This is a genomic window from Microbacterium sp. SL75 (assembly GCF_026625865.1).
Taxonomy (GTDB): domain Bacteria; phylum Actinomycetota; class Actinomycetes; order Actinomycetales; family Microbacteriaceae; genus Microbacterium.
Genome location: NZ_CP113067.1, coordinates 518,321 through 538,906 on the forward strand (window position 1 = coordinate 518,321; position 20,586 = coordinate 538,906).

17 protein-coding genes are annotated in these 20,586 nt (G+C 70.4%); 4 read left to right on the forward strand and 13 right to left on the reverse strand.

Annotation, left to right across the window (positions count from 1 at the left end):
• Position 1 precedes the first annotated feature (1 nt).
• The 5 genes from OVA17_RS02395 to OVA17_RS02415 form a co-directional block, all read right to left on the reverse strand.
• The gene (locus OVA17_RS02395) at positions 2 to 1,129 is read right to left on the reverse strand and encodes a DUF917 domain-containing protein (RefSeq protein WP_267787934.1); all 1,128 of its coding nucleotides are present in this window, start codon (positions 1,127 to 1,129) and stop codon (positions 2 to 4) included.
• The gene (locus OVA17_RS02400; protein WP_267787936.1) at positions 1,126 to 2,214 is read right to left on the reverse strand and encodes a DUF917 domain-containing protein; all 1,089 of its coding nucleotides are present in this window, start codon (positions 2,212 to 2,214) and stop codon (positions 1,126 to 1,128) included. The genes OVA17_RS02395 and OVA17_RS02400 overlap by 4 nt, the downstream gene beginning before the upstream one ends.
• On the reverse strand, positions 2,211 to 3,764 hold the full coding sequence (locus OVA17_RS02405; protein WP_267787937.1) for a hydantoinase/oxoprolinase family protein: 1,554 nt from the start codon (positions 3,762 to 3,764) through the stop codon (positions 2,211 to 2,213). Before OVA17_RS02405 ends, OVA17_RS02400 begins: the two co-directional genes overlap by 4 nt.
• A gap of 32 nt (positions 3,765 to 3,796) precedes the next feature.
• Positions 3,797 to 5,137, reverse strand: a complete 1,341-nt coding sequence (locus tag OVA17_RS02410) for a purine-cytosine permease family protein (RefSeq protein WP_267787939.1) — start codon at positions 5,135 to 5,137, stop codon at positions 3,797 to 3,799.
• Between the two features lie 125 nt (positions 5,138 to 5,262).
• Complete coding sequence (locus OVA17_RS02415) at positions 5,263 to 6,741, reverse strand: XRE family transcriptional regulator (protein ID WP_267787940.1); 1,479 nt, start codon at positions 6,739 to 6,741, stop codon at positions 5,263 to 5,265.
• A gap of 130 nt (positions 6,742 to 6,871) precedes the next feature.
• Between OVA17_RS02415 and aceA the strand changes: the two genes are divergently transcribed.
• On the forward strand, positions 6,872 to 8,188 hold the full coding sequence (aceA, locus tag OVA17_RS02420; RefSeq protein ID WP_267787942.1) for an isocitrate lyase: 1,317 nt from the start codon (positions 6,872 to 6,874) through the stop codon (positions 8,186 to 8,188).
• A 221-nt stretch (positions 8,189 to 8,409) separates the two neighbouring features.
• A complete protein-coding gene (aceB, locus tag OVA17_RS02425) occupies positions 8,410 to 10,023 on the forward strand; it encodes a malate synthase A (RefSeq protein ID WP_420712435.1) in 1,614 nt (537 codons plus the stop codon).
• A 127-nt stretch (positions 10,024 to 10,150) separates the two neighbouring features.
• On the opposite strand, the gene OVA17_RS02430 is transcribed toward aceB, so the two are convergent.
• Positions 10,151 to 11,446 (reverse strand): chloride channel protein, encoded by a 1,296-nt coding sequence (locus OVA17_RS02430; protein ID WP_267787946.1) that lies wholly within the window; start codon positions 11,444 to 11,446, stop codon positions 10,151 to 10,153.
• Positions 11,447 to 11,542: 96 nt separating this feature from the next.
• Here OVA17_RS02430 and OVA17_RS02435 point away from each other — a divergent pair, with 96 nt between their 5' ends.
• On the forward strand, positions 11,543 to 12,742 hold the full coding sequence (locus OVA17_RS02435) for a pyridoxal phosphate-dependent aminotransferase (protein WP_267787948.1): 1,200 nt from the start codon (positions 11,543 to 11,545) through the stop codon (positions 12,740 to 12,742).
• 579 nt (positions 12,743 to 13,321) lie between these two features.
• On the opposite strand, the gene OVA17_RS02440 is transcribed toward OVA17_RS02435, so the two are convergent.
• Genes OVA17_RS02440 through OVA17_RS02455 form a run of 4 tightly spaced genes read right to left on the reverse strand, consistent with a single transcriptional unit; the run spans position 13,322 to position 16,145 of the window.
• Positions 13,322 to 14,458 (reverse strand): UDP-N-acetylmuramate dehydrogenase, encoded by a 1,137-nt coding sequence (locus tag OVA17_RS02440; RefSeq protein ID WP_267787949.1) that lies wholly within the window; start codon positions 14,456 to 14,458, stop codon positions 13,322 to 13,324.
• Complete coding sequence (locus tag OVA17_RS02445; protein WP_267787950.1) at positions 14,458 to 14,862, reverse strand: MaoC/PaaZ C-terminal domain-containing protein; 405 nt, start codon at positions 14,860 to 14,862, stop codon at positions 14,458 to 14,460. Before OVA17_RS02445 ends, OVA17_RS02440 begins: the two co-directional genes overlap by 1 nt.
• The gene (locus tag OVA17_RS02450) at positions 14,859 to 15,308 is read right to left on the reverse strand and encodes a MaoC family dehydratase N-terminal domain-containing protein (RefSeq protein ID WP_267787951.1); all 450 of its coding nucleotides are present in this window, start codon (positions 15,306 to 15,308) and stop codon (positions 14,859 to 14,861) included. Before OVA17_RS02450 ends, OVA17_RS02445 begins: the two co-directional genes overlap by 4 nt.
• 39 nt (positions 15,309 to 15,347) lie before the next feature.
• Complete coding sequence (locus tag OVA17_RS02455; RefSeq protein ID WP_103205926.1) at positions 15,348 to 16,145, reverse strand: sulfite exporter TauE/SafE family protein; 798 nt, start codon at positions 16,143 to 16,145, stop codon at positions 15,348 to 15,350.
• Between the two features lie 339 nt (positions 16,146 to 16,484).
• On the opposite strand from OVA17_RS02455, the gene OVA17_RS02460 reads away from it, so the two are divergent.
• Positions 16,485 to 17,120 (forward strand): NADPH-dependent F420 reductase, encoded by a 636-nt coding sequence (locus OVA17_RS02460; RefSeq protein ID WP_267787954.1) that lies wholly within the window; start codon positions 16,485 to 16,487, stop codon positions 17,118 to 17,120.
• 278 nt (positions 17,121 to 17,398) lie between these two features.
• Here the strand turns inward: OVA17_RS02460 and OVA17_RS02465 are convergent, their stop codons facing one another.
• The 3 genes from OVA17_RS02465 to OVA17_RS02475 form a co-directional block, all read right to left on the reverse strand.
• Complete coding sequence (locus OVA17_RS02465) at positions 17,399 to 18,559, reverse strand: cystathionine gamma-synthase (protein WP_267787955.1); 1,161 nt, start codon at positions 18,557 to 18,559, stop codon at positions 17,399 to 17,401.
• Positions 18,556 to 19,560 carry a pyridoxal-phosphate dependent enzyme gene (locus OVA17_RS02470; RefSeq protein ID WP_267787956.1) on the reverse strand — a complete coding sequence of 335 codons (1,005 nt, stop codon included), beginning with the start codon at positions 19,558 to 19,560 and terminating at the stop codon, positions 18,556 to 18,558. The genes OVA17_RS02465 and OVA17_RS02470 overlap by 4 nt, the downstream gene beginning before the upstream one ends.
• A 128-nt stretch (positions 19,561 to 19,688) precedes the next feature.
• A complete protein-coding gene (locus OVA17_RS02475) occupies positions 19,689 to 20,537 on the reverse strand; it encodes an SDR family oxidoreductase (RefSeq protein ID WP_210073247.1) in 849 nt (282 codons plus the stop codon).
• Between the last annotated feature and the right edge of the window lie 49 nt (positions 20,538 to 20,586).

Below are 20,586 nucleotides of genomic sequence, written 5' to 3' on the forward strand. Positions count from 1 at the left end.
CTCACAGGGTAATCAGCGCGCGGGCGTCCTCCGGCTCGAGCTGCTCGACCGGGGTGAACGCGTCGGCGAGACCGAACGCCGAAGGGCCGAATGCGGCGAGCGCGCCGGGGGTGCGCATGATGTCGGGCGTCGAGATGCCGAGCACGCGCACGCGCTGGCCGTAGCGCAGGCCCTCCGTCGTGATGGGCTCGGCGGACTCGATGTCGGTGATGCAGATGAGGTCGGGCACGATCGCCACGAGCACGCCGTCACGGTGGGCGACGAGGTTCTCGTTCTGGAACGCCACCTCGAGGGTCGAGTCGTCCTCGGGCCCGAGGGCGGCGATGGTCGCCCGTCCCTTCGCGAAGCCGTCGGTGGTGCGCCGCTCGACGTCGGCGACCTTCCCCACGAACAGCTCCCGCACATGCGGATAGAGGGTGGTCGAGAGGGTCTCGGCGATGGCCTCGAACGGCGAGCGATGCTGCTCACGGGCCTCGCGGATGCCACGACCCAGTGCCAGCGCCATCGACAGCGTCCGCGGGATCGCCGTGCGGCGCACGTCGGCCCCGGTCATGGCGTACTCGGCGATGTGCGACACTCCGCCGAGGCGGATCGTGACACCACGGGCCAGCCACTCCATCTGACGGTCGTCGTCGCCGGTGTCGATGACGGCGGTCTCGCCGCGCTCCCCCGCGAGGGCGAGGGGCGAACCGTGCACGCCGTAGACGGCGAAGGTCTCCATCGACAGTTCCGGGAAGGCGCGGCCCATGCCGTCGGCATCCACCACCGGGAGACCGGTCTCGGCGGCGACGAGGAGCGGGATCATCGAGTTGATGCCCCCGCACTCGATCGGCATGGTCGCATCGGCGGTGCGGCCGAGGTGCTTCTCGAGGGTGCGCAGCGCAAGCGTGGGCTCGGTGCCGGCCGGGATCTTCTCGACCATCACGGTCGGGGCGCCCATCTGCGCGGTGGGGATCACGAACAGGTCGTCGGCGATCTCGTCGGGGTCGAGCACGGTGATGCTCCCCGCGCCGAGCACGCGCTCCACGAGCTTCTGCCCGATGTAGGGGTCGCCGCCGCCCCCGGTTCCCAGCAACGTTGCGCCGCGGGCCAGGTCGGGGAGGTCGGCGGCAGTCAGGGTCCAGCTCATGCGGCGGTCTCCGAGTTCTCGATGGTTCCGTCGAAGCGGTGGGAGGGCAGGTCGTAGCCGAAATAGCCGGGTCCGACCATGGCGAGGGCGTCGGCACCGTGCCAGCGCTCGTCGCTCGGCGCGGCGACCACGCGCACGCGCTGGCCGTAGCGAAGCCCCTCGGTGGTGATGGGCTCGGCGCTCTCGGCGTCGAGCACGATGATGAGGTCGGGGGTCGTGACAAGGATGCCGGTGGTCGTGCGCGCGATGAGGTGCTCGTTCTGGAACGACAGCGTCAGCGTGTCGCCCGGGCCCTCGATGCGGGCGTTGCCGCGGGCGAAGCCCGCGGTGGTCCCGCGCTCGACGTCGACGACCTTGCCCTCGAAGACCTCGCGCCCGCCGAGGGCGGCGACGACCGCGGCGACCGGGTCGGTCTTCGCGTCGCGCGCCGCGACGATGCCGCGTCCGATGGACAGGCACGCCGACAGCGATGCGGGCACGAGCGCCTCGCGTGCGCTCGCCCCCGACATGGCGAAACCGGCGAGCATGACCGAGCACCCCATCTCGACGCACGCGACGCGCGCGATGCGTTCGGTCCAGGTGTTGTCGATCGTGGACAGCACGGCGGTGTTGCCCTTCTCGTCGGCGAAGGCGAGGGGCGATGCGGTGATGCCGTAGAGCGTAGGGAGCACCATCTGCAGCTCGGGAAACGCGCGGCCCATGCCGTCGGCATCCAGCAGCGGCAGGCCCAGGGCTGCTGCGGCGGCGATCGGGATGGTCGAGTTGACCCCGCCGGCCTCGGCGCACGCGATGTGGGTGACGGGGCGCCCGAGCGAGGCGCCGAGCGCGTGCACGGGTGCGACGACCTCTTCGAGGCTCGGGAGCTTCTCGACCATGACGGTCGGGGCCCCCATCATCGCGACGGTCAGCACGAGGGCGTCGTCGGGCAGTTCGTCGAGGCCCACGACCGTGACCGCCCCGTGGACGGCCAGTGCCTGGCGGGCGAGCAGCGCGCCGATGTACGGGTCTCCCCCGCCGCCGGTGCCGAGCACCGCGGCGCCGCGGGCGAGGTCGCCCACGACCGACGGGGTGAGCTGCCAGCTCACGCCCGCACGCCCATGTCGAGATCGCCCACGGCCTTCACGCGCACCCGGGTGGCGTTACCCGGCAGGTAGGGGATCGGCACCTCGTCGAAGTCGACGATCGACACCGACGACGGTCGCGCGCCCGCGGCGATGGCCTTGTCGACGGCCTCGGCGCGGATCGCGGCGATGCCTTCGTCGCGGCGGCCGGGCTCGATCGCGTAGACCTTGTCGATCTCGCCGCCCACTTGGGCGATGGACGCGCCGATGGCGTTGGCGACCGCGTAGTTGAGGGGGCGATGCACAGCGCCGAACATGGGCAGTTCCTCGGGGAGGAGGATGCTGCCGCCGCCGACGGCGACGACCGGGATCGGCTCGGGCGAGGTGCGCATGCGGTCGACGGCCTCGGCCACGCGATCGGCGATGCGTACGAGCACGCGCTGGACGAAGTGGGGGTCGAGGTGCGCGACGCGGGAGGGGTCGCCCACGTTCGCGCGACCTGCCGCGACGGCGATGTCGGTCGCGGTGAGCGTGGAGCCGCCGAACACCAGCGCCTCCTCGGTCAGGCGGTAACCGACCGATGCGGGCCCCACCTCCGCGGTCTCTTCATCGACGATCGATCCGCCGCCGATGCCGATCGAGAGCACGTCCGGCATCCGGAAGTTGGTGCGGATGCCGGCGACCTTGACCTCGTTCGCCGTCTCGCGGGGGAAGCCGGCGTTGAGCAGACCGATGTCGGCCGTCGTGCCGCCGATGTCGACCACCGCGCACGTCTGCAGGCCGCTGGTGAGCGCGGCGCCGCGCATCGAGTTGGTGGGACCCGATGCGAAGGTGGCGACGGGATACAGGCGCACGTAGTCCTCGTCCATCAGCGTGCCGTCGTTCTGGCTGAGGAAGATCGGGGCCTCGATCCCCTCCGCGCGCACCGCCGCGGTGAGCCCGTCGACGATCTCGGAGGCGAGTTCGCGGAGCGCGGCGTTGATGATCGTCGCGTTCTCGCGCTCGAGCAGACCGATCCGGCCGATCTCGTGCGAGAGCGAGATGGCCACGTCGGGCCCCAGCACGTCGCCGAGGATCTCGGCCGCGCGCACCTCGAGGTCGTGATTGACCGGCGAGAACACCGACGAGATCGCCACGGAGCGCACGCCGTTCGCTTTCATGTCGTCGGCGATGCCGCGCAGCTCGTCCTCATCGAGCGGCGAGATCGGCCGCCCGTCGAACTCGTAGCCGCCGTGGGCGAGGTAGCTGCGCGCCTGGATCGCGTCGGTGAGGACGCTCGGCCAGTCCACGAGCGGCGGCAGGGCCTTCGTGGCGGGAAGACCGAGCCGCACCGCGGCGGTCGGGGCGAGCCGCTGGGCCTGCACGAGCGCGTTGATGAAGTGGGTCGTGCCGATCATGACCGCGTCGATGTCGGAGCCGGCGAAGTCGCGTTCGGCGCGCAGGGCGGCGATCGCGTCGACGATACCGGTGGTGACATCCGGGCTGGTGGACTTCTTCACGCCGGCGAGGGTGTCCTTGCCGTCCATGAGCACTGCGTCGGTGTTGGTGCCGCCGACGTCGATGCCGATGTGCATGGGTGGAGCTCTTTTCGTTCGGAGGGGGTGGGTCAGGATGCCACGGGGGCGGCGTCGCGCATGGAAGCCTGCGCGGTGGTCGCCTCGCCGACACCGCGCACCCAGCCGAGCTTGCCGGCGACGGTGTACAGCACGATCGAGAGCACGAGCGAGGAGATCGCCGGAATACCCCAGGTCACGAAGTAGCCGACGAGGGCCGAGACGAGCCAGACCACCAGGGTCACGGGAACCAGGCGGGGAGCGGTGAGCGGCAGGCGGCCCTCGGCGCGCGAGGCGTCGAGCTCGCCGCGCCAGCGACGCACGATGAAGTATTCGGCGACCATGATTCCGGCGATGGGCGGGAAGACGACGCCGAGGATGATGAGGAAGCCGGTGAACTGCGACAGGATGCCGGCGGCCGCGAGGATCGACCCGACCACGCCGAGCACGATGGTGGTGCTGACACGGTTCAGGTTCTTGCCGAACGCGGTGGAGATGAAGTTCACCAGGCCGAGGGTCGACGAGTACAGGTTCCAGTCGTTGATCTTCAGCGTGCCGGTGATGACGATGATGAGTCCCACGAGGCCGACCGACGACGTGACGATCGCGACGATGTTGCCCGTCTGCGCGGCGTGGGCCAGCAGCACTCCCGAGAGGCCGATGACGAACTCGCCGAGCGAGACGCCCACGACGGTCTGCTTGACGACGTCGGCCTTGGAGCGGTTGAAGCGGGTCATGTCGGCGGTGATGATGGCGCCGACGATGAGGCCTCCGGCGACGATCGCCGTTCCCTGCCACACCGACATGGTGGGTCCGGGGGCGGGCGAGGTGAGCAGGTCGCCGATCGAGTGGTTGCTGAGCTCGGTGATGATCGACCAGCCCACGAGCACGAGGAACAGGGGCACGGTGATGTTGGCGAGCCACTGCATTCCGACGAAGCCGACGGCCACGATCGCGGTGACGGCGAGACCGAACAGCAGGCTCCACGCCCACATCGGCATCAGACCCGGCAGCAGCGAGTCGAGCGACTCGGCCGAGATGGCCGACTGGATGCCGAACCAGCCGATGAGGCTGATACCGATCGCGAGCCCGACCAGGGAGGCCCCGATCTCGCCGAAACCGGTCCAGCGGGCCAGCAGCGCGGTGTTGAGCCCCTCCTTCTGCCCGATGATGCCGACGATGCACATGATGACCTCGAGGATGATCGAGCCGAGCAGCAGCGCCAGGAACGCCTCGCTGAAGGTCATCGCGTACCCGAGGGTGGCACCGAGGAGGAATTGCGACAGGGCCGAGACCTGGCCGAAGCGCTGCACGGCGATGCCGAACCAGTGCTTCTGGGCGTCGGGTGTCACGCGGCTGAGGGCGAAGTCGTCGGCGTGGGCCATACGTGCCATGGGAGTGTCCTTTTGCGGAAGAGGGACGGTGCGGGTGCTGGACACGTTATTGCCGCCGCTCGACGCACGACATGGGCACCTCGCCCCACATTGCCTCGCCGTTGTGCATGTTGCACACCGCGCGCTTACTCGCCCGGCGCGTGCGCCTCGAGGAACTCGTACAGCTCCGTCGTGTCGACCCCCGGGAACGCCCCTGTCGGCAGGGTCGCCAGCAGCGTCCGAGGTGTCCGCACGTTCGGCCACGCCTTGTCGCGCCACGCGGCCTCGAGCTCCGCCGGCGCGCGGCGACAGCACGTCTCGACCGCATGCCGGGAGACGCCGCGATTCGGGGTGTCCCGCCCGCGGAACCACCTCGTGTCGTCGAAGCGCACCCCCACGCTCACCGAGTGGGCCCCCTCGCTCGACTGCTCGACACGGGCGGTGCACCAGTACGTCCCGTTGCCGGTGTCGGTGTACTGGTAGTACGGGTTGAAGAGGTCGTCCTCCTCGAACACCACGCGGCTCGTCCACCGCCGGCAGCACATCTGGCCCTCGATCGAGCCGAGGCGGTCGGTGGGGAAGTTCACGTCGTCGTTCTCGTACGCCTTCGTGATCGTTCCCGACTCGTGCACCTTGAGGAAGTGCACCGGGATGCCGAGGTGCACGGTTGCGAGATTGGTGAAGCGGTGAGCCGCGGTCTCGTACGACACCGAGTAGGCGTCACGGAGATCTTCGATGCTGAGCGTGCGCCGCTCCTTCGCCTCACTCAGGGCCGACACGACGTGGGCCTCGGGCATGAGCAGCGCCCCGGTGAGGTAGTTCGTCTCCACCCGCTGGCGGAGGAACTCGTCGTAGCTCGTCGGCTCGCCGTGCCCCAGGATCCGACTCGACAGCGCCTGCAGGACCGCCGCTCGCGGATCGCCCTTCGCGACCTTGGTCGACAGGTACAGCCGCCCGTTCTTGACGTCGGCGATGCTGCGGGTCGATGAGGGGAGGTCGGGCACGTAGTGCAACGTGAAACCGAGGTGGGCGGCGATGTCGCTCGCCCCGCGCTGGGTGAGCGGTCCACCCGGGTGCTCGATCCGATCGAGGATCCCGGATGCCACTCGCTCGAGCTCCGGGAAATGATTGTCCTGTCTGCGCATCAGCCGTCGCAGCGCCACGTTCGCTCGCCGCGCCTCTTCGGGCGTGGCCGAGCGCTCCTCGCGGAGGCGTTCGATCTCGGCTTGGAGCGCGAGCATCGCCGCGAGCGCCTCGTCGGGCACCGCTCGGCCCACACGGAACGGCTCGATCCCCAGCGCCTGGAACGTCTGGCCGCGCATGGCCCTCTCCACCGACAGCTCGAGGACGGCGCGGGGGTCGAGGGGCTCGGCATCCAGGATCTGATCGAGCTTGCACTCCAGCGCGCGGGCGATCGCCTGCAGCAGCGTGAGCTTGGCCTCGCGGCGGCCGTTCTCGATCATCGACATCTGGCTCGGGGCACGGTCGACCGCTCCGGCGAGGTCGTCGAGGGTCATCCCCCGCGCCGTGCGCAGCTGTCGGATGCGTCGTCCGATGGTGAGCGTGTCCACCTCTCCATCGTCGAAGGGAAGGGATGCCGAAGAAGCGGTGACGCCGGTGTCCATACGCCACGTTCTCACGAAAACAGAAGATCGCGCGATCTTCACACCACGAATCCTGTTTCGACACGACGTTCTTCGCCGACAGTGGTCTCCACGGGGCACCGCCGCCCCGGCATCCGAAAGGAGAACGCTCATGACGATCCAGGCCACCCCCGCCCCGCAGCCCCTGCGTCCCGGCGACCAGACCGAGACCGCCGACGAGATCCGCGCCGCGTGGGAGAACGACCCGCGGTGGGACGGCATCGAGCGCACCTACTCGGCCGAAGACGTCGTCCGCCTCCGTGGCAGTGTCCGCGAGGAGTCCACCCTCGCCCGTCGCGGGGCCGAGAACCTGTGGAACCTCATCCACACCGAGGAGTACGTCCGCGCACTCGGTGCCTACACCGGCGGCCAGGCCGTACAGCAGGTGCGCGCGGGGCTGAAGGCCATCTACCTGTCGGGCTGGCAGGTCGCCGCCGACGGGAACCTGGCCGGCCAGACCTACCCCGACCAGAGCCTGTACCCCGCGAACTCGGTCCCCGCGGTCGTCCGCCGCATCAACAACGCCCTCCTGCGTCAGGACCAGATCGAGCGCGCCGAGGGCGAGATAACGCGGGACTGGCTCGCCCCGATCGTCGCCGACGCCGAGGCGGGCTTCGGTGGGCCGCTCAACGCCTACGAACTCGCGCAGTCGCTGATCCAGGCGGGAGCTGCCGGCATCCACTGGGAAGACCAGCTCGCGAGCGAGAAGAAGTGCGGTCACCTCGGCGGCAAGGTTCTCGTGCCCATCCAGCAACACATCCGCACCCTCAACGCCGCACGGCTCGCGGCCGATGTCGCGGGCGTGCCCACGGTGATCATCGCCCGGACCGATGCTCTGGCCGCCGACCTGCTCACCAGCGACGTCGACCCGCGCGACGCGGAGTTCCTCACCGGAGAGCGCACCACCGAGGGGTTCTACCGCGTGCGGCCGGGCCTCGACTCCGTGATCGCGCGCGGTCTCGCCTTCGCGCCGTACGCCGATCTGCTGTGGGTCGAGACCGGCGAGCCCGACATCGAGCTCGCCCGCCGCTTCGCCGAGGCGATCCACGCCCGCTACCCGGGCAAGAAGCTCGCGTACAACTGCTCGCCGAGCTTCAACTGGAAGCGCCACCTCGACGACGAGCAGATCGCCACGTTCCAGGCCGACCTGGCCGCTCTCGGCTACGCCTTCCAATTCATCACGCTGGCCGGTTTCCACGCCGTCAACCACTCGATGTTCGACCTCGCCCGCGGCTACGCCGAACGCGCCATGAGCGCGTACGTCGAGCTGCAGGAGGCCGAGTTCGCCGCCGAAGCCCACGGGTACACCGCCACGCGCCATCAGCGCGAAGCGGGCACCGGCTACTTCGACGTCGTCTCGACCGCCCTCAACCCCGCCAGCGCCACCCTCGCCCTGGCCGGCTCGACCGAGACCGCCCAGTTTCACTAACCCTCTCTTCCCTTCCCTACCCCTTCCCCGCCCCGCCCTGGTCGCGATCCGGGCTTGAGTGTCCAGAACACCCGGACCTTTCGAGAATCCGTCCGGGTTTCTTGGACACTCAGCACGGGTCGCACCGGACAGCGGGCGGGGAGAGCGGGCGCCACGCACAGAAAGCCACGACCATGACCCTCATCACCTCTCCCCCGCCCACCTCCACCGAAGGATCACGGATGCCGGGCATCCCGGCATCCGCCCCGCACCTGCGTCTCGAGCGCTCGCTCGAAGGGCGCGACGGCGAGATCCTCACGCCCGCGGCCCTCGCCTTCCTCACCGAGCTGCACGACCGTTTCGCCCGACGCCGGCACGACCGGCTCGCCGCGCGCGAGCGCCGCCGCTTCGAGATCGGCACGGGCGACGACCCGCATTTCCGCGCCGACACCGCGCACATCCGCGACGACCCGTCGTGGCGTGTGGCCGGCGCCGGTCCGGGCCTGGAGGACCGCCGCGTCGAGATCACCGGCCCCACCGATCCGAAGATGACCATCAACGCGCTGAACTCCGGCGCGCGGGTGTGGCTGGCCGACCAGGAGGATGCCACCTCCCCCACCTGGCGCAACGTCATCGGCGGTCAGCTCTCGCTGTTCGACGCGATCCGCGGGCAGCTGTCGTTCACGAGCCCCGAGGGAAAGCGCTACGAGGTGACCGCCGAACGGACGCCGACCATCGTGATGCGCCCGCGTGGATGGCACCTGCCCGAGAAGCATCTGACGTTCGTCGATCGCGCGGGGCGCGAGCTGCCGGCATCCGGATCGCTCGTCGACTACGGGCTGTACGCGTTCCACAACGCCCACGCGCTGATCGCCGCGGGTCGGGGGCCGTACTTCTACCTGCCGAAGATCGAGTCGGCCGAAGAGGCTCGGCTCTGGGACGACGTGTTCTCGTTCACCGAGGAGTGTCTCGGCCTCGCCCACGGCACGATCCGCGCGACCGTGCTCATCGAGACGCTGCCCGCGGCCTTCGAGATGGAGGAGATCCTCTTCGCCCTGCGTGACCACTGCGCGGGACTGAACGCCGGGCGCTGGGACTACATCTTCTCGATCATCAAGACCTACCGCGGGCGCGGGGCGCGGTTCGTCCTGCCCGACCGGAGCGAAGTGACGATGACGGTGCCGTTCATGCGGGCCTACACCGAGCTGCTCGTGCGCACCTGCCACAAGCGGGGCGCGTACGCGATCGGCGGCATGAGCGCGTTCATCCCCAACCGCCGCCGACCCGAGGTGACCGAGGCCGCGTTCGAGAAGGTCGCCGCCGACAAGCGGCGCGAGGCCAGCGACGGCTTCGACGGCACGTGGGTCGCGCACCCCGACCTCATCCCGGTGGCGCGCGCCGAGTTCGACGCGGTGCTCGGCGAGCGCGAGAACCAGCTCGACCGCCTGCGCGAGGACGTATCGGTCGAGCCGCGGCAGTTGCTCGACCTGCGCATCGGCCTGCCGGTGACCACGGCGGGTGTACGCGGCAACGTCTCGGTGGCGATCCGCTACATCGAGGCGTGGCTGCGGGGGCTCGGCGCGGTGGCGATCGACGACCTCATGGAAGATGCCGCGACCGCCGAGATCTCGCGCTCGCAGATCTGGCAGTGGATCCACCAGGATCGCGAGACCGCCGAGGGCACCGCGATCACCCGAGCGTTCGTCGAGGGGCTGCTCGACGAGGTGCTGGCCGAGGTGCCCCGCTCGAACGGCGACCGCTTCGACGACGCCGCAGCGGTGTTCCGCGAGGTGGCGTTGCGACCGGAGTTCCCGGCGTTCCTCACCCTGCCGGCGTACGCGAAGTACCTCGACTGACGCCGGCCGCGTCGCGCGAGCCCCCGCCCCGCTTCGAAAAGGGGGCTCGCGTGGCGCGGCGACGGCCGGGCGATCTGCACCCGCTCGTCGAGGACCCGGTCGATCCCCCGCCGCGCGGCGGCCGGTTCTAGGGGCGAGCCGGATCCATCGGCGCGAAGCCGCGCAGGCTCTCGCGCGAGGTGAGCCGCGAAGCGGCGAGCGAGCCCGCGACGGCCAGGAAGATCGGCAGCAGCAGCGTGAAGCCGGTGTCGGTGAACTCGATGATCAGCGCGATCGCGGTGAACGGCGCTCTCATGTTGGATGCCAGGAACGCCGCCGCCGCGACGATCGCCAGGGCCGTGCCGTCGGCACCCGGCCAGATGACCGCCCACCCCGCGGCGGCCGCCGCCCCCAGTGCCGCGCCGATCGCGACGGAGGGCTGCAGCGTGCCGCCGATCGCGCCGGAGCCGAGTGAGACGGTGGTCGCGACGTACTTCAGCACCGCGAGGGCGAGCAGGAGGAGCGCCGGTTGCGACAGGTCGAAACCCGCGGTCGCCAGTGCCCGGCCGTTGCCGAGGATGAGCGGGAAGGCCGCGCCCAGCGCTCCCACCGCGGTGAAGGTGAGCGGCAGCACCACGAGCAGCTTCCAGCCCGTGGGCCGGAACCTCGAGAGCTTCTTGGTCACGGCCGCGAAACTCGAGGCTCCCCATCCCATCAGCGGCCCGATGAGCAGGGCTGCGACCAGGAGGGACGGATTCACCTCGAGGGATGCCACGTGATACAGCGACTCCTCGCCGACGAGGGGGCGGGCGACGAGGGTCGCGATCGTGCTGACGCTGAGGGCGACGACGGCCGCGCCCACGCTGAACTGGGCGAGGAGGATCTCGACCGCGAACAGGGCGCCCCCCAGCGGCACGTTGTAGACGGCGGCGAGACCGGCGCCCGCGGCGGAGGCGATGAGGATGCGGCGCCAGCGCGCGTCGAGGCGGAACCAGCGAACGATCTTCGATCCCGCCATGGCCGAGAGCTCGCGCGGGGCGACCTCCTTGCCGATCGAGGCTCCCATCGCGACCGAACCGACCTGGAGGACGGTGTCGAGGAGTGTCTCCCAGAACGGCATCCGGGATCCGTCCACCCCCTGCTCGACGGTGGCGAGCTTGCGCCCGAAGCGACGGAGCAGGTACCACCCGAGCGCGGCCACCACACCCGCGCCGCCGACCGTCACGATCGGGAGCCACCAGACCGAGGGGTATGCGAGACCGTCCAGGAACGGGCCCTCCTCGTGGCCCCACACGAGGTGTTCGAGGGAGTGGACGATGAAGACCAGGAGCAGCACCGCGAGACCGGTCGCCAGACCGACGATGAGGGTCGCCACCCCCAAGCGGACGAGAGTTCCCAGACCTCGTCGACGAGAGGGCAACAACGTGGGGGTTTCAGCGATCACCCCGCCACGGTAGTGGACCCGTGTTTCGTCTTCCGCACGCAGCGCTCGAGGTCATACCCCTCGGCGGGAGCGAGCGCGAACAGTAGGCTCGGAACCGTGACTTCCCGCGCCCCGCTCTCCCGCAAGCTGTCCGCCATCGCCGAGTCCGCGACCCTGAAGGTCGACGCCAAGGCCAAGGCCCTCCAGGCCGCCGGCCGACCGGTCATCTCGTACGCGGCCGGAGAGCCCGATTTCGCCACCCCGTCCTTCATCGTCGACGCCGCGGCGAAGGCGTTGCAGGACCCCAAGAACTACCGGTACACGCCGGCCGCCGGTCTTCCGGTGCTGCGTGAGGCGATCGCCGCCAAGACGCTGCGCGATTCGGGCCTCGAGGTCGCGCCGTCGCAGGTCATCGTCACCAACGGCGGCAAGCAGTCGGTGTACCAGGCGTTCCAGACCGTGGTGAACCCCGGCGACGAGGTGCTGCTGCCGGCTCCCTACTGGACGACCTACCCCGAGGCCATCGCCCTCGCCGAGGGCACTCCCGTCGAGGTGTTCGCCGGTGCCGACCAGGACTACAAGGTCACGGTCGCCCAGCTCGAGGCCGCGCGCACCGACAAGACGACGACGCTCGTCTTCGTGTCGCCCTCGAACCCCACGGGCTCGGTCTACACCCCCGAAGAGACGGCCGAGATCGGCCGCTGGGCCCTCGAGCACGGCATCTGGGTCATCACCGACGAGATCTACCAGAACCTCACCTACGAGGGCGCACGGGCCGTCTCGATCGTCGAGGCCGTCCCCGAGCTCGCCGAGCAGACCATCCTCGTCAACGGCGTCGCGAAGACGTACGCCATGACCGGATGGCGCGTGGGCTGGATGGTGGGACCGGCGGATGCCATCAAGCTCGCCGGCAACCTGCAGTCGCACCTGTCGAGCAACGTCAACAACGTCGCCCAGATCGCCGCGGCCGCCGCCCTCGACGGACCGCAGGACGAGGCGGAGCAGTTCCGACTCGCCTTCGACCGCCGTCGGAAGCTGATCGTGTCGGAGTTGGCGAAGATCGACGGCGTCGAGGTGCCCAACCCGCTCGGCGCGTTCTACGCCTACCCCGACGTGCGCGGCCTGCTGAACCGTTCGTGGGGCGGCGTCACCCCCACCACCTCGCTCGAGCTGGCCGACCTCATCCTCGAGCAGGCCGAGGTCGCCGTGGTGCCCGGCGAGGCCTTCGGCCCGAGCGGCTACCTGCGTCTGTCGTACGCCCTGGGCGACGACCAGCTCCTCGAGGGCATCCAGCGCCTCCAGCGCCTGTTCGCCTGAGTCCTGACGTCCGGCCGGTGCCGGTCACCCGTCGTGGTGACCGGCACCGCCGTTCGTCGACCATCGCGCGGCGTTCGGGGGGACGCCGCGCCGGCGCTCGCACGCCGAACCGTCGCGCGGAGATCGCCGCCGACACGCCGATCCCACGGCATCCGGCACGGCACGTCACCCACGAACTCCGCCCGACGGCACAGCACGACCGGGCCAGCAGGAATCGGGGCAGACCGGACCGTTCCGCGGGGACCGAGACGGACACGCCGATCCCACAGCATCCGGCACGGCACGTCACCCACGAACTCCGCCCGACGGCACAGCAAGACCGGGCCAGCAGGAATCGGGGCAGACCGGACCGTTCCGCGGAGACCGAGACGGACACGCCGATCCCACGGCATCCGGCACGGCACGTCACCCACGAACTCCGCCCGACGGCACAGCACGACCGGGCCAGCAGGAATCGGGGCAGACCGGACCGTTCCGCGGAGACCGAGACGGACACGCCGATCCCACAGCATCCGGCACGGCACGTCACCCACGAACTCCGCCCGACGGCACAGCACGACCGGGCCAGCAGGTCGGGGGCTAGAGCTCGACGTTCACCAGGACGGGCTCGGGCTGCAGCACGAGGCCGAACTCCGAAGCCACACGGTTCTGCACGAAGCGGGCGAGCTCGGCGATCTCGGCCGCCGTCGCCTCGCCGCGGTTCGTCAGCGCGAGCGTGTGCTTGGTCGACAGGCCCGCGCGCGAGCGCGGGAACCGGAAGCCCCGGTGGAGCCCGGCGTTCTCGATCAGCCACGCCGCACTCACCTTGACGTCGCGCGTGACGATGGGGGGTGGGGGCAGGATGCCCTCGAAGGCGGCGAGCGGGATGACCGTCACCGGGTCGAGCACCGGCGCGAGGGGCCACTTCGGGCACTGCGCGGGAAGGGTGCGCGCGAAGGTCTCCGACACGATCGCGTTCTGGAAGAACGAGCCGGCGCTCCATGTGTCGGGGTCCTCGGCGTCGAGCACCATGCCCTTGCGAGCTCGGGTCGCGAGCACGTGGTCGCGGATCCACCGCAGCGACACCGCCTGATCGGGCTCGAGGCCCAGGGCACCGCGCAGTTGGTCTCCCGCGATGGGCCGCTCCTCTGCGCCCACCCGCTCGAGCTCGAGCGTCACCGACAGGATGACCGCGGGCCGCTCGGGCACCGACCCGTAGTGGTGCTTCAGCACCGAGGTGCGAAAACCCAGGCCGAGCTGCGTAGCCGGCACGGTCGAGACCTCGCCCGTCGACTCGTCGATCAACTCCACCTCGACGAGGGTCTGCACGATCTCTTGGCCGTAGGCTCCGACGTTCTGCACGGGCGCGGCGCCGACCGTGCCGGGAATGCCCGACATCGCCTCGATCCCCGCGAGCCCGCGTTCCACCGTCTCGGCGACCAGGGCGTCCCAGTCGTGGCCGGCCTGCACCCTGAGGCGCACCGTGTGGGCGCTCGACCCCGGAAGCTCTTCGATGCCGGTCGTCCGCACCCGGATCACGGTGCCCTCGAACGGCTCGTCGCCCACGAACAGGTTCGACCCGCCGCCGAGGACGAACCACGGTTCGCCCTGCATCCACACCTCGCGAAGGGCACCGACCAGTTCGTCGGGCGTCGTGGCCTCGATGAGACGGGCGGGTTCACCCCCCGTGCGGAGGGTGGTCAACTGCGAAAGGGGAACGGGGGCGACCTCGGGCATCAGGACAACCGCACCCGCACCTGCGCCTTGCCGAGCACGGTGGTCTCGGCGAACGTCACGGTGAGGTCGATGCGCGCGGTCTCGTCGTCGACGGCCGCGACCTTGGCGCTGACGTGCAGGTCGGCTCCGGTCTCGGGGTCGACCACGACGGGGCGAGTGAAACGCACGCCGTACTCGGCGATGCGTCCGCTGTCGCCCAGCGCCTCGGCGAGGGTGCCCACCGCGATCCCCATCGTGAGCATGCCGTGCGCGAGCACACCGGGCAGGCCCACCGCTGCGGCGACGTCGTCACGGTAGTGGATGGGGTTGAAGTCGCCCGACGCACCGGCATAGCGCACGAGCGACTCGCGGGTCAGGTGCACCGATCGCTCGGCGACGACGTCTCCGACGGTGAACGCGCTCATGCTCCGGCCTCCCCGGCGAGGAGGACACTGGTGGTGGTCACGACGTGGGCGCCGTCGGCATCCACGATCTCGGCCTCGCTCGTGATCATGGCGTTGCCGCCCATGGTGCGGATGCCGGTGACCGACTGCGTCGCGACGAGTTCGTCGCCCGCGACGATCGGGCGCGTGTACCGGAAGCGCTGCTCCGCGTGCACGAGACGCGAGAGCTCGATGCCCGAGTCGGGCTCGGCGAGCAGCTGCTGGAGCGCGAGGTCTTGGACGACCATCGCGAAGGTCGGCGGCGCCACCACGTCGGCGTACCCGAGGGCGCGGGCGGCCTCGGGGTCGCTGTGCTGCGGGGCGTCGGCGAAGACGGCGCGGGCGAACTCACGCACCTTCTCGCGGCCGACCAGATAGGGAGCGGTCGGCGGAAAGACTCGACCGACGAGTTCGGGGTTCACGGGCACTCCCCCAGTCTACCGAGCGGGCCCGTGAGACCGGGGGTGTCAGCGCTGGTGGCGGCCGCGCACGGCCTTCACCGCGATCTGCGAGGCGATGAAGACGAGGAAGATCGAGAACAACACGTTGGCGACGAAGGGGTCGACGGCCTTGGCGATCTGCGCGCCCACGGCGGTCGTCGCGCACGCCGCGAGCCCGACGCACAGCGCCGCCGGCAGGTCGACGTTCGACCGGCGCAGGTTTCCGACCGTCCCCGACACCGCGGTCGGGATCATCATGAGCAGCGAGGTGCCCTTGGCGACGAGGTCGCTGGTTCCGAAGAACAGGAGCAGGGCGGGGACGACGATGATCCCGCCGCCGACACCGAGCAGCCCGGCCAGGATGCCGGTGATCACACCGAGCAGCGCGAGCCCGGGGCCGGTGATCCAGGTGAGTTCGAGCTCGGCGTCGCGAGAGGGGATGACGAAGTACAGGCTCACGATCACCGCGAGGAGGAAGGCCACGAAGGCCCAGCGCAGGGCCGTCTGCGAGAGCTTGGGCAGCAACCAGGTGCCGATCTGCGCTCCCCCCACGGCCCCCGCTGCGAGGATGAGGGCCGGCAGCCATGCGACGTGCCCGTCGACGGCGTAGGTGATGACACCGACCGACGCCGTGGGAACGATCGCGGCGAGAGAGGTTCCCGCGCCGAGGCGCTGGTCGAAGCCGAGCAGGAGCACGAGCAGAGGAACGATGACCGTGCCGCCGCCCACGCCGAACAGGCCCGACATGAGTCCCGCGAGCAGACCCACGCCGACACAGACGGCGTAGAAGCGGGCGGTGCGGGGCGGGCGGATGGCGGTCGTCACGAAGCGATTCCTCGGGGTCGGGGCGGGTCCGATCCCGCCGGCATCCAGTGTCCCACCGGTGCGCCCCCCACCCGGACGAGGCGGGAGAAGAAAGCGGCCCCCGGTGGTCCGAAGCCGCGTCCACCGGGGGCCGTCGCCCTCACAGGTCAAGCAGGACGGTGACCCGAACACCGGACTGCGACCACTCGCGTGAGGGTGCGACAAGATGACGATAAATCCCGTCATTCCCGGGCCGGGACCGCTTGACACCGATTACTCATACTGCTAACTATTCAGTCCACTGAATTCTTGGTACCGCTCCCGGGAATGCGCGAGCGGGCGCACCGGTTCTGCACTCGCATGACAACCGTAGGAATCATCGGAGCAGGACACATCGGCTCGGCCCTCGCCAAGGGCTTCGCGAAGAACGGCTACGACGTCGTGATCGCGAACTCCCGCGGACCGGAGACCCTCGCCGATCTCGTCGCCGAGGTGGGCGACAAGGCGCGCGCCGCCACGGCACAGGATGCCGCGGAGGCCGGCGACATCGTCGTGGTCACCGTCCCGCTGAAGGCGATCGACGCCGTGCCCGCCGCTCCCCTCGCCGGCAAGACCGTGCTCGACACCAACAACTACTACTTCGAGCGCGACGGCCACATCGCCGCTCTCGACGAGAACAAGACCACCACGTCGCAGATGCTGCAGGAGCACCTGCCCGAGTCCACCGTCGTGAAGGCGTTCAATCACATCCCCGCCGCGGACATCCTGACCGACGGCGCTCCCGCCGGCTCCGAGAACCGTCGCGCCCTCGCCACCTCGAGCGATTCCGACGAGGCCGTCGCCCTCGTGACCCGTATCTACGACGAGTTCGGTTTCGACACCGTCAACGTCGGCCCCCTCAGCGAGAGCTGGCGCGTCGAGCGCGACCAGCCGGCGTACGTCGTCCGTCAGAACGCCGACGAGCTCCCGCAGAACCTGGCCCGCGCCGAACGCTGACCCGCTTCCCTCCCGGACGAGGCACCCGCATAAACGCGATCCGCGCCCGTAAACGCTCTCTCCACGCGTTTATGGGCGCGGATCGCGTTTATGCGTGAATACCGGGCCGGCGCGGCGCCCGCGGCAGGCGCGGTGCCCGCGGCCGGCGCGGCGCCCGCGGCAGGCGCACGCGGAGGCAGGCGCACGCGGAGGCAGGCGCACGCGGAGGCAGGCGCGTGCGAAGGCAGGCGCGTGCGAAGGCAGGCGCGCACAAAGAGACGCGCCTGGAGCGGTCCCGCTCAGAGGGAGGCGAGCGCCTGGTCGACGTCGGCGACCAGGTCGTCGACCGACTCGATCCCCACCGACAGGCGCACGATCGTGTCGGGCACCGCGAGTTCGGTACCGCGGACGGAGGCGTGGGTCATGGCATCGGGGTAGTTGACGAGCGACTCGACGCCGCCGAGCGACTCGGCGAGCGTGAACAGACGCGTCGACTCCGCGAAGCGGCGGGCGGTCGGGCCGTCGGCGAGAGCGAGGGAGACGATGCCCCCGAAACCGCTCATCTGGCGCGCCGCCAGCTCGTGCCCGGGGTGCGAGGGCAGACCCGGGTAGTACACCTGCGCGACACGGTCGTGGCCGGCGAGGTGCTCGGCGACGGCCTGCGCGTTCGAGCTGTGGCGCTGCATGCGCACGGCGAGCGTCTTGATGCCGCGCGTGGTCAGGTATGCGTCGAACGGACCCGACACCGCTCCCGCGGCGAACTGCAGGAACTGCACCTTCTCGGCGAGCTCCGCGTCGGCGAAGGCCAGCGCCCCGCCCACGACGTCGCTGTGCCCGCCGAGGTACTTGGTCGCCGAGTGCACCACGACATCGGCGCCGAGCGACAGCGGTCGCTGCAGGGCCGGCGAGGCGAAGGTGTTGTCCACCACGACGATCGCCCCGGCCTCGTGCCCGAGCCGGGCGAGACCGGCGATGTCGGTGATCCGCAGCATGGGGTTGCTGGGGGTCTCGACCCAGACCATCCGCGGTGCGCGCTCCGCGATGGCGGCGGCCACGGCATCCAGGTCGCTCATGTCGACGACACGGAGGGTGATCCCCCAGGGACCGAGCACCCGCGCCAGCAGCCGGTAGGTGCCGCCGTAGACGTCGTTGCCGAGGAGGACCTCGTCTCCCGGGACGAGCGCGGCGCGCAGCAGGGCGTCCTCACCGGCGAGACCGGAGGCGAACGACAGCGCCCGGGGGCCGCCCTCGAGAGCGGCGATCTGCGTCTCGAGCGCGGTGCGCGTGGGATTGCCGCTGCGACCGTACTCGTAGCCGCCGCGGAGGCCGCCGATCCCGTCCTGCGCATACGTCGTCGAGACGTGGATCGGCGGGATCACGGCGCCGGTGGTCTCGTCGGGCGCCTGTCCGGCGTGGACGGCGAGGCTGTCGAAGCCGCGGGCGTCGTCGTGGGTGCTCATGCGGAGTGCTCCTCGGAAGGGGTCGGAAGAAGGGATGCCACGGGTGCAACGTCGTAGCCGCGCTCGATCATCCAGTCGTCGTCGAAGATCTTGCTGAGATAACCGCGACCGTGGTCGGGGAGCACGACGACGACCACGGCGTCTGCCGGGAGATCCCGCGCAACCCGGAGGGCTCCGACGACGGCCATTCCGCTGGACCCGCCCACGAGCAGGCCCTCCTCGCGGGCGAGGCGACGGGTCATGGCGAAGGACTCGGCATCCGAGACGCGCTCGTAGCCGTCCACGAGAGTCGGGTCGAAGGCCGGGGGCCAGAAGTCCTCGCCGACGCCCTCGACGTCGTAGCCGTGGATGTCGCCGCCCGAGTAGATCGAGCCGACCGGATCGACGCCGACGATACGAACGGCCGGGCCCGCGACCTCGCGGAGGTAGCGGCCGGTGCCGCTGATCGTGCCGCCCGTGCCGACGCCCGCGACGAAGTGCGTGAGCCGACCGTCGGTGTCGCGCCAGATCTCGGGACCGGTGGTCTCGTAGTGACTGCGCGGGCCGTTCGGGTTGGCGTATTGGTTGGGCTTGAACGCACCCGGGATCTCACGCACGAGACGGTCGGACACGCTGTAGTAAGAGTTCGGGTCGTCGGGCTCGACGTTCGTCGGCGTCACGACGACCTCGGCGCCGTAGGCGCGCAGCACCGCTCGCTTGTCCTCGGCGACCTTGTCGGGCACCACGAAGACGCAGCGGTAGCCGCGCTGCTGCGCGATGAGCGCGAGCCCGACCCCGGTGTTGCCGCTGGTGGGCTCCACGATCACTCCGCCCGGCTGGAGCAGGCCGTCGCGCTCGGCGGCGTCGACGATGTTGGCCGCGATGCGGTCCTTGGCGGAGCCGCCGGGGTTGAAGTACTCGATCTTCGCGAGGACCGTGGCGGCGATGCCCCCGGTGACGCGAGAAAGACGGACGAGGGGGGTGTTGCCGACGAGGTCGGCGACGCTCTGGGCGTAAAGCACGATGGAGTCCTGGAGGTTGATGCACCCGATACGGGCGCGGCTGACGGGGTCGTCGAAAAAGAACGCGGAGCGTTCAGCGACAACAGCGACAGGTCAGCACGCCGCCAGCATACCCGAGGGACACCCGGTCATGACACGGCGCCGAGAAACTCCTCGAAACTCTGCGCGGGGCGGCCGGTAACGCGCTCGACGTCGTTCGAGACGGCGGCTTGATCGCCGCTCGCGATGGACGTGTACGTGCTCACCCACGCGTCGACCTGCCACCGCGGGGCCCCGAACGCCGCTCGCGAGGCATATGCCTCGTCGACCGTCTCGTCGACGAAACGCACCCGATGACCGCGCACCGCCGAGATCTTCTCGGCGACCTCGGTCAGGGTCAGGGCCTCGGGGCCGGTCAGGTCGTAGGTGACGTCGGCGTGCGCATCGGGATCGAGCAGCACCGCTACCGCCGTGGCCGCCACATCGGCGCGCGAGACGAGAGAGCAGCGCCCGTCTCCGGCGGGACCCCGGATGACCCCGTCGTCACCGGCGAAGAGCTCCATCATGTCCATGTAGAAGTTGTCGCGCAGGAAGGTGTGCCGCATGCCCGAGGCGCGGATGATCTCCTCGGTCGCTGCGTGATCGCGCCCCAGCGTGAAGACGGCGTCCGGCGCGGCGGCGAAGAACGAGGTGTAGACGATCGATCGGACGCCCGCGGCCGCGGCGGCCTCGACGAAGGTGCGGTGATGCTCGACGCGGTCGGCTGTCTCGGACGCCGACACCATGAAGAGCGTGTCGACCCCCTCCAGGGCCGCGCGGGTGGCATCCGCGTCCGAATACCGGGCCACGTGCACCTCGGCTCCTTCGAGCGAGGGAGCCCGAGAAGCGTCGCGAACGAGCAGACGCTGAGGGATGCCGCGGGCGGCGAGGTCTCGCGCGACCCGGCCCCCTACGGCTCCGGTGGATCCGGTGACGGCGATGACGGGCGGCGTGGACATTCGGCCTCCGGGGACGAGTGGGCGGTGCCTCCAGCGTAAGCCGGTTGAC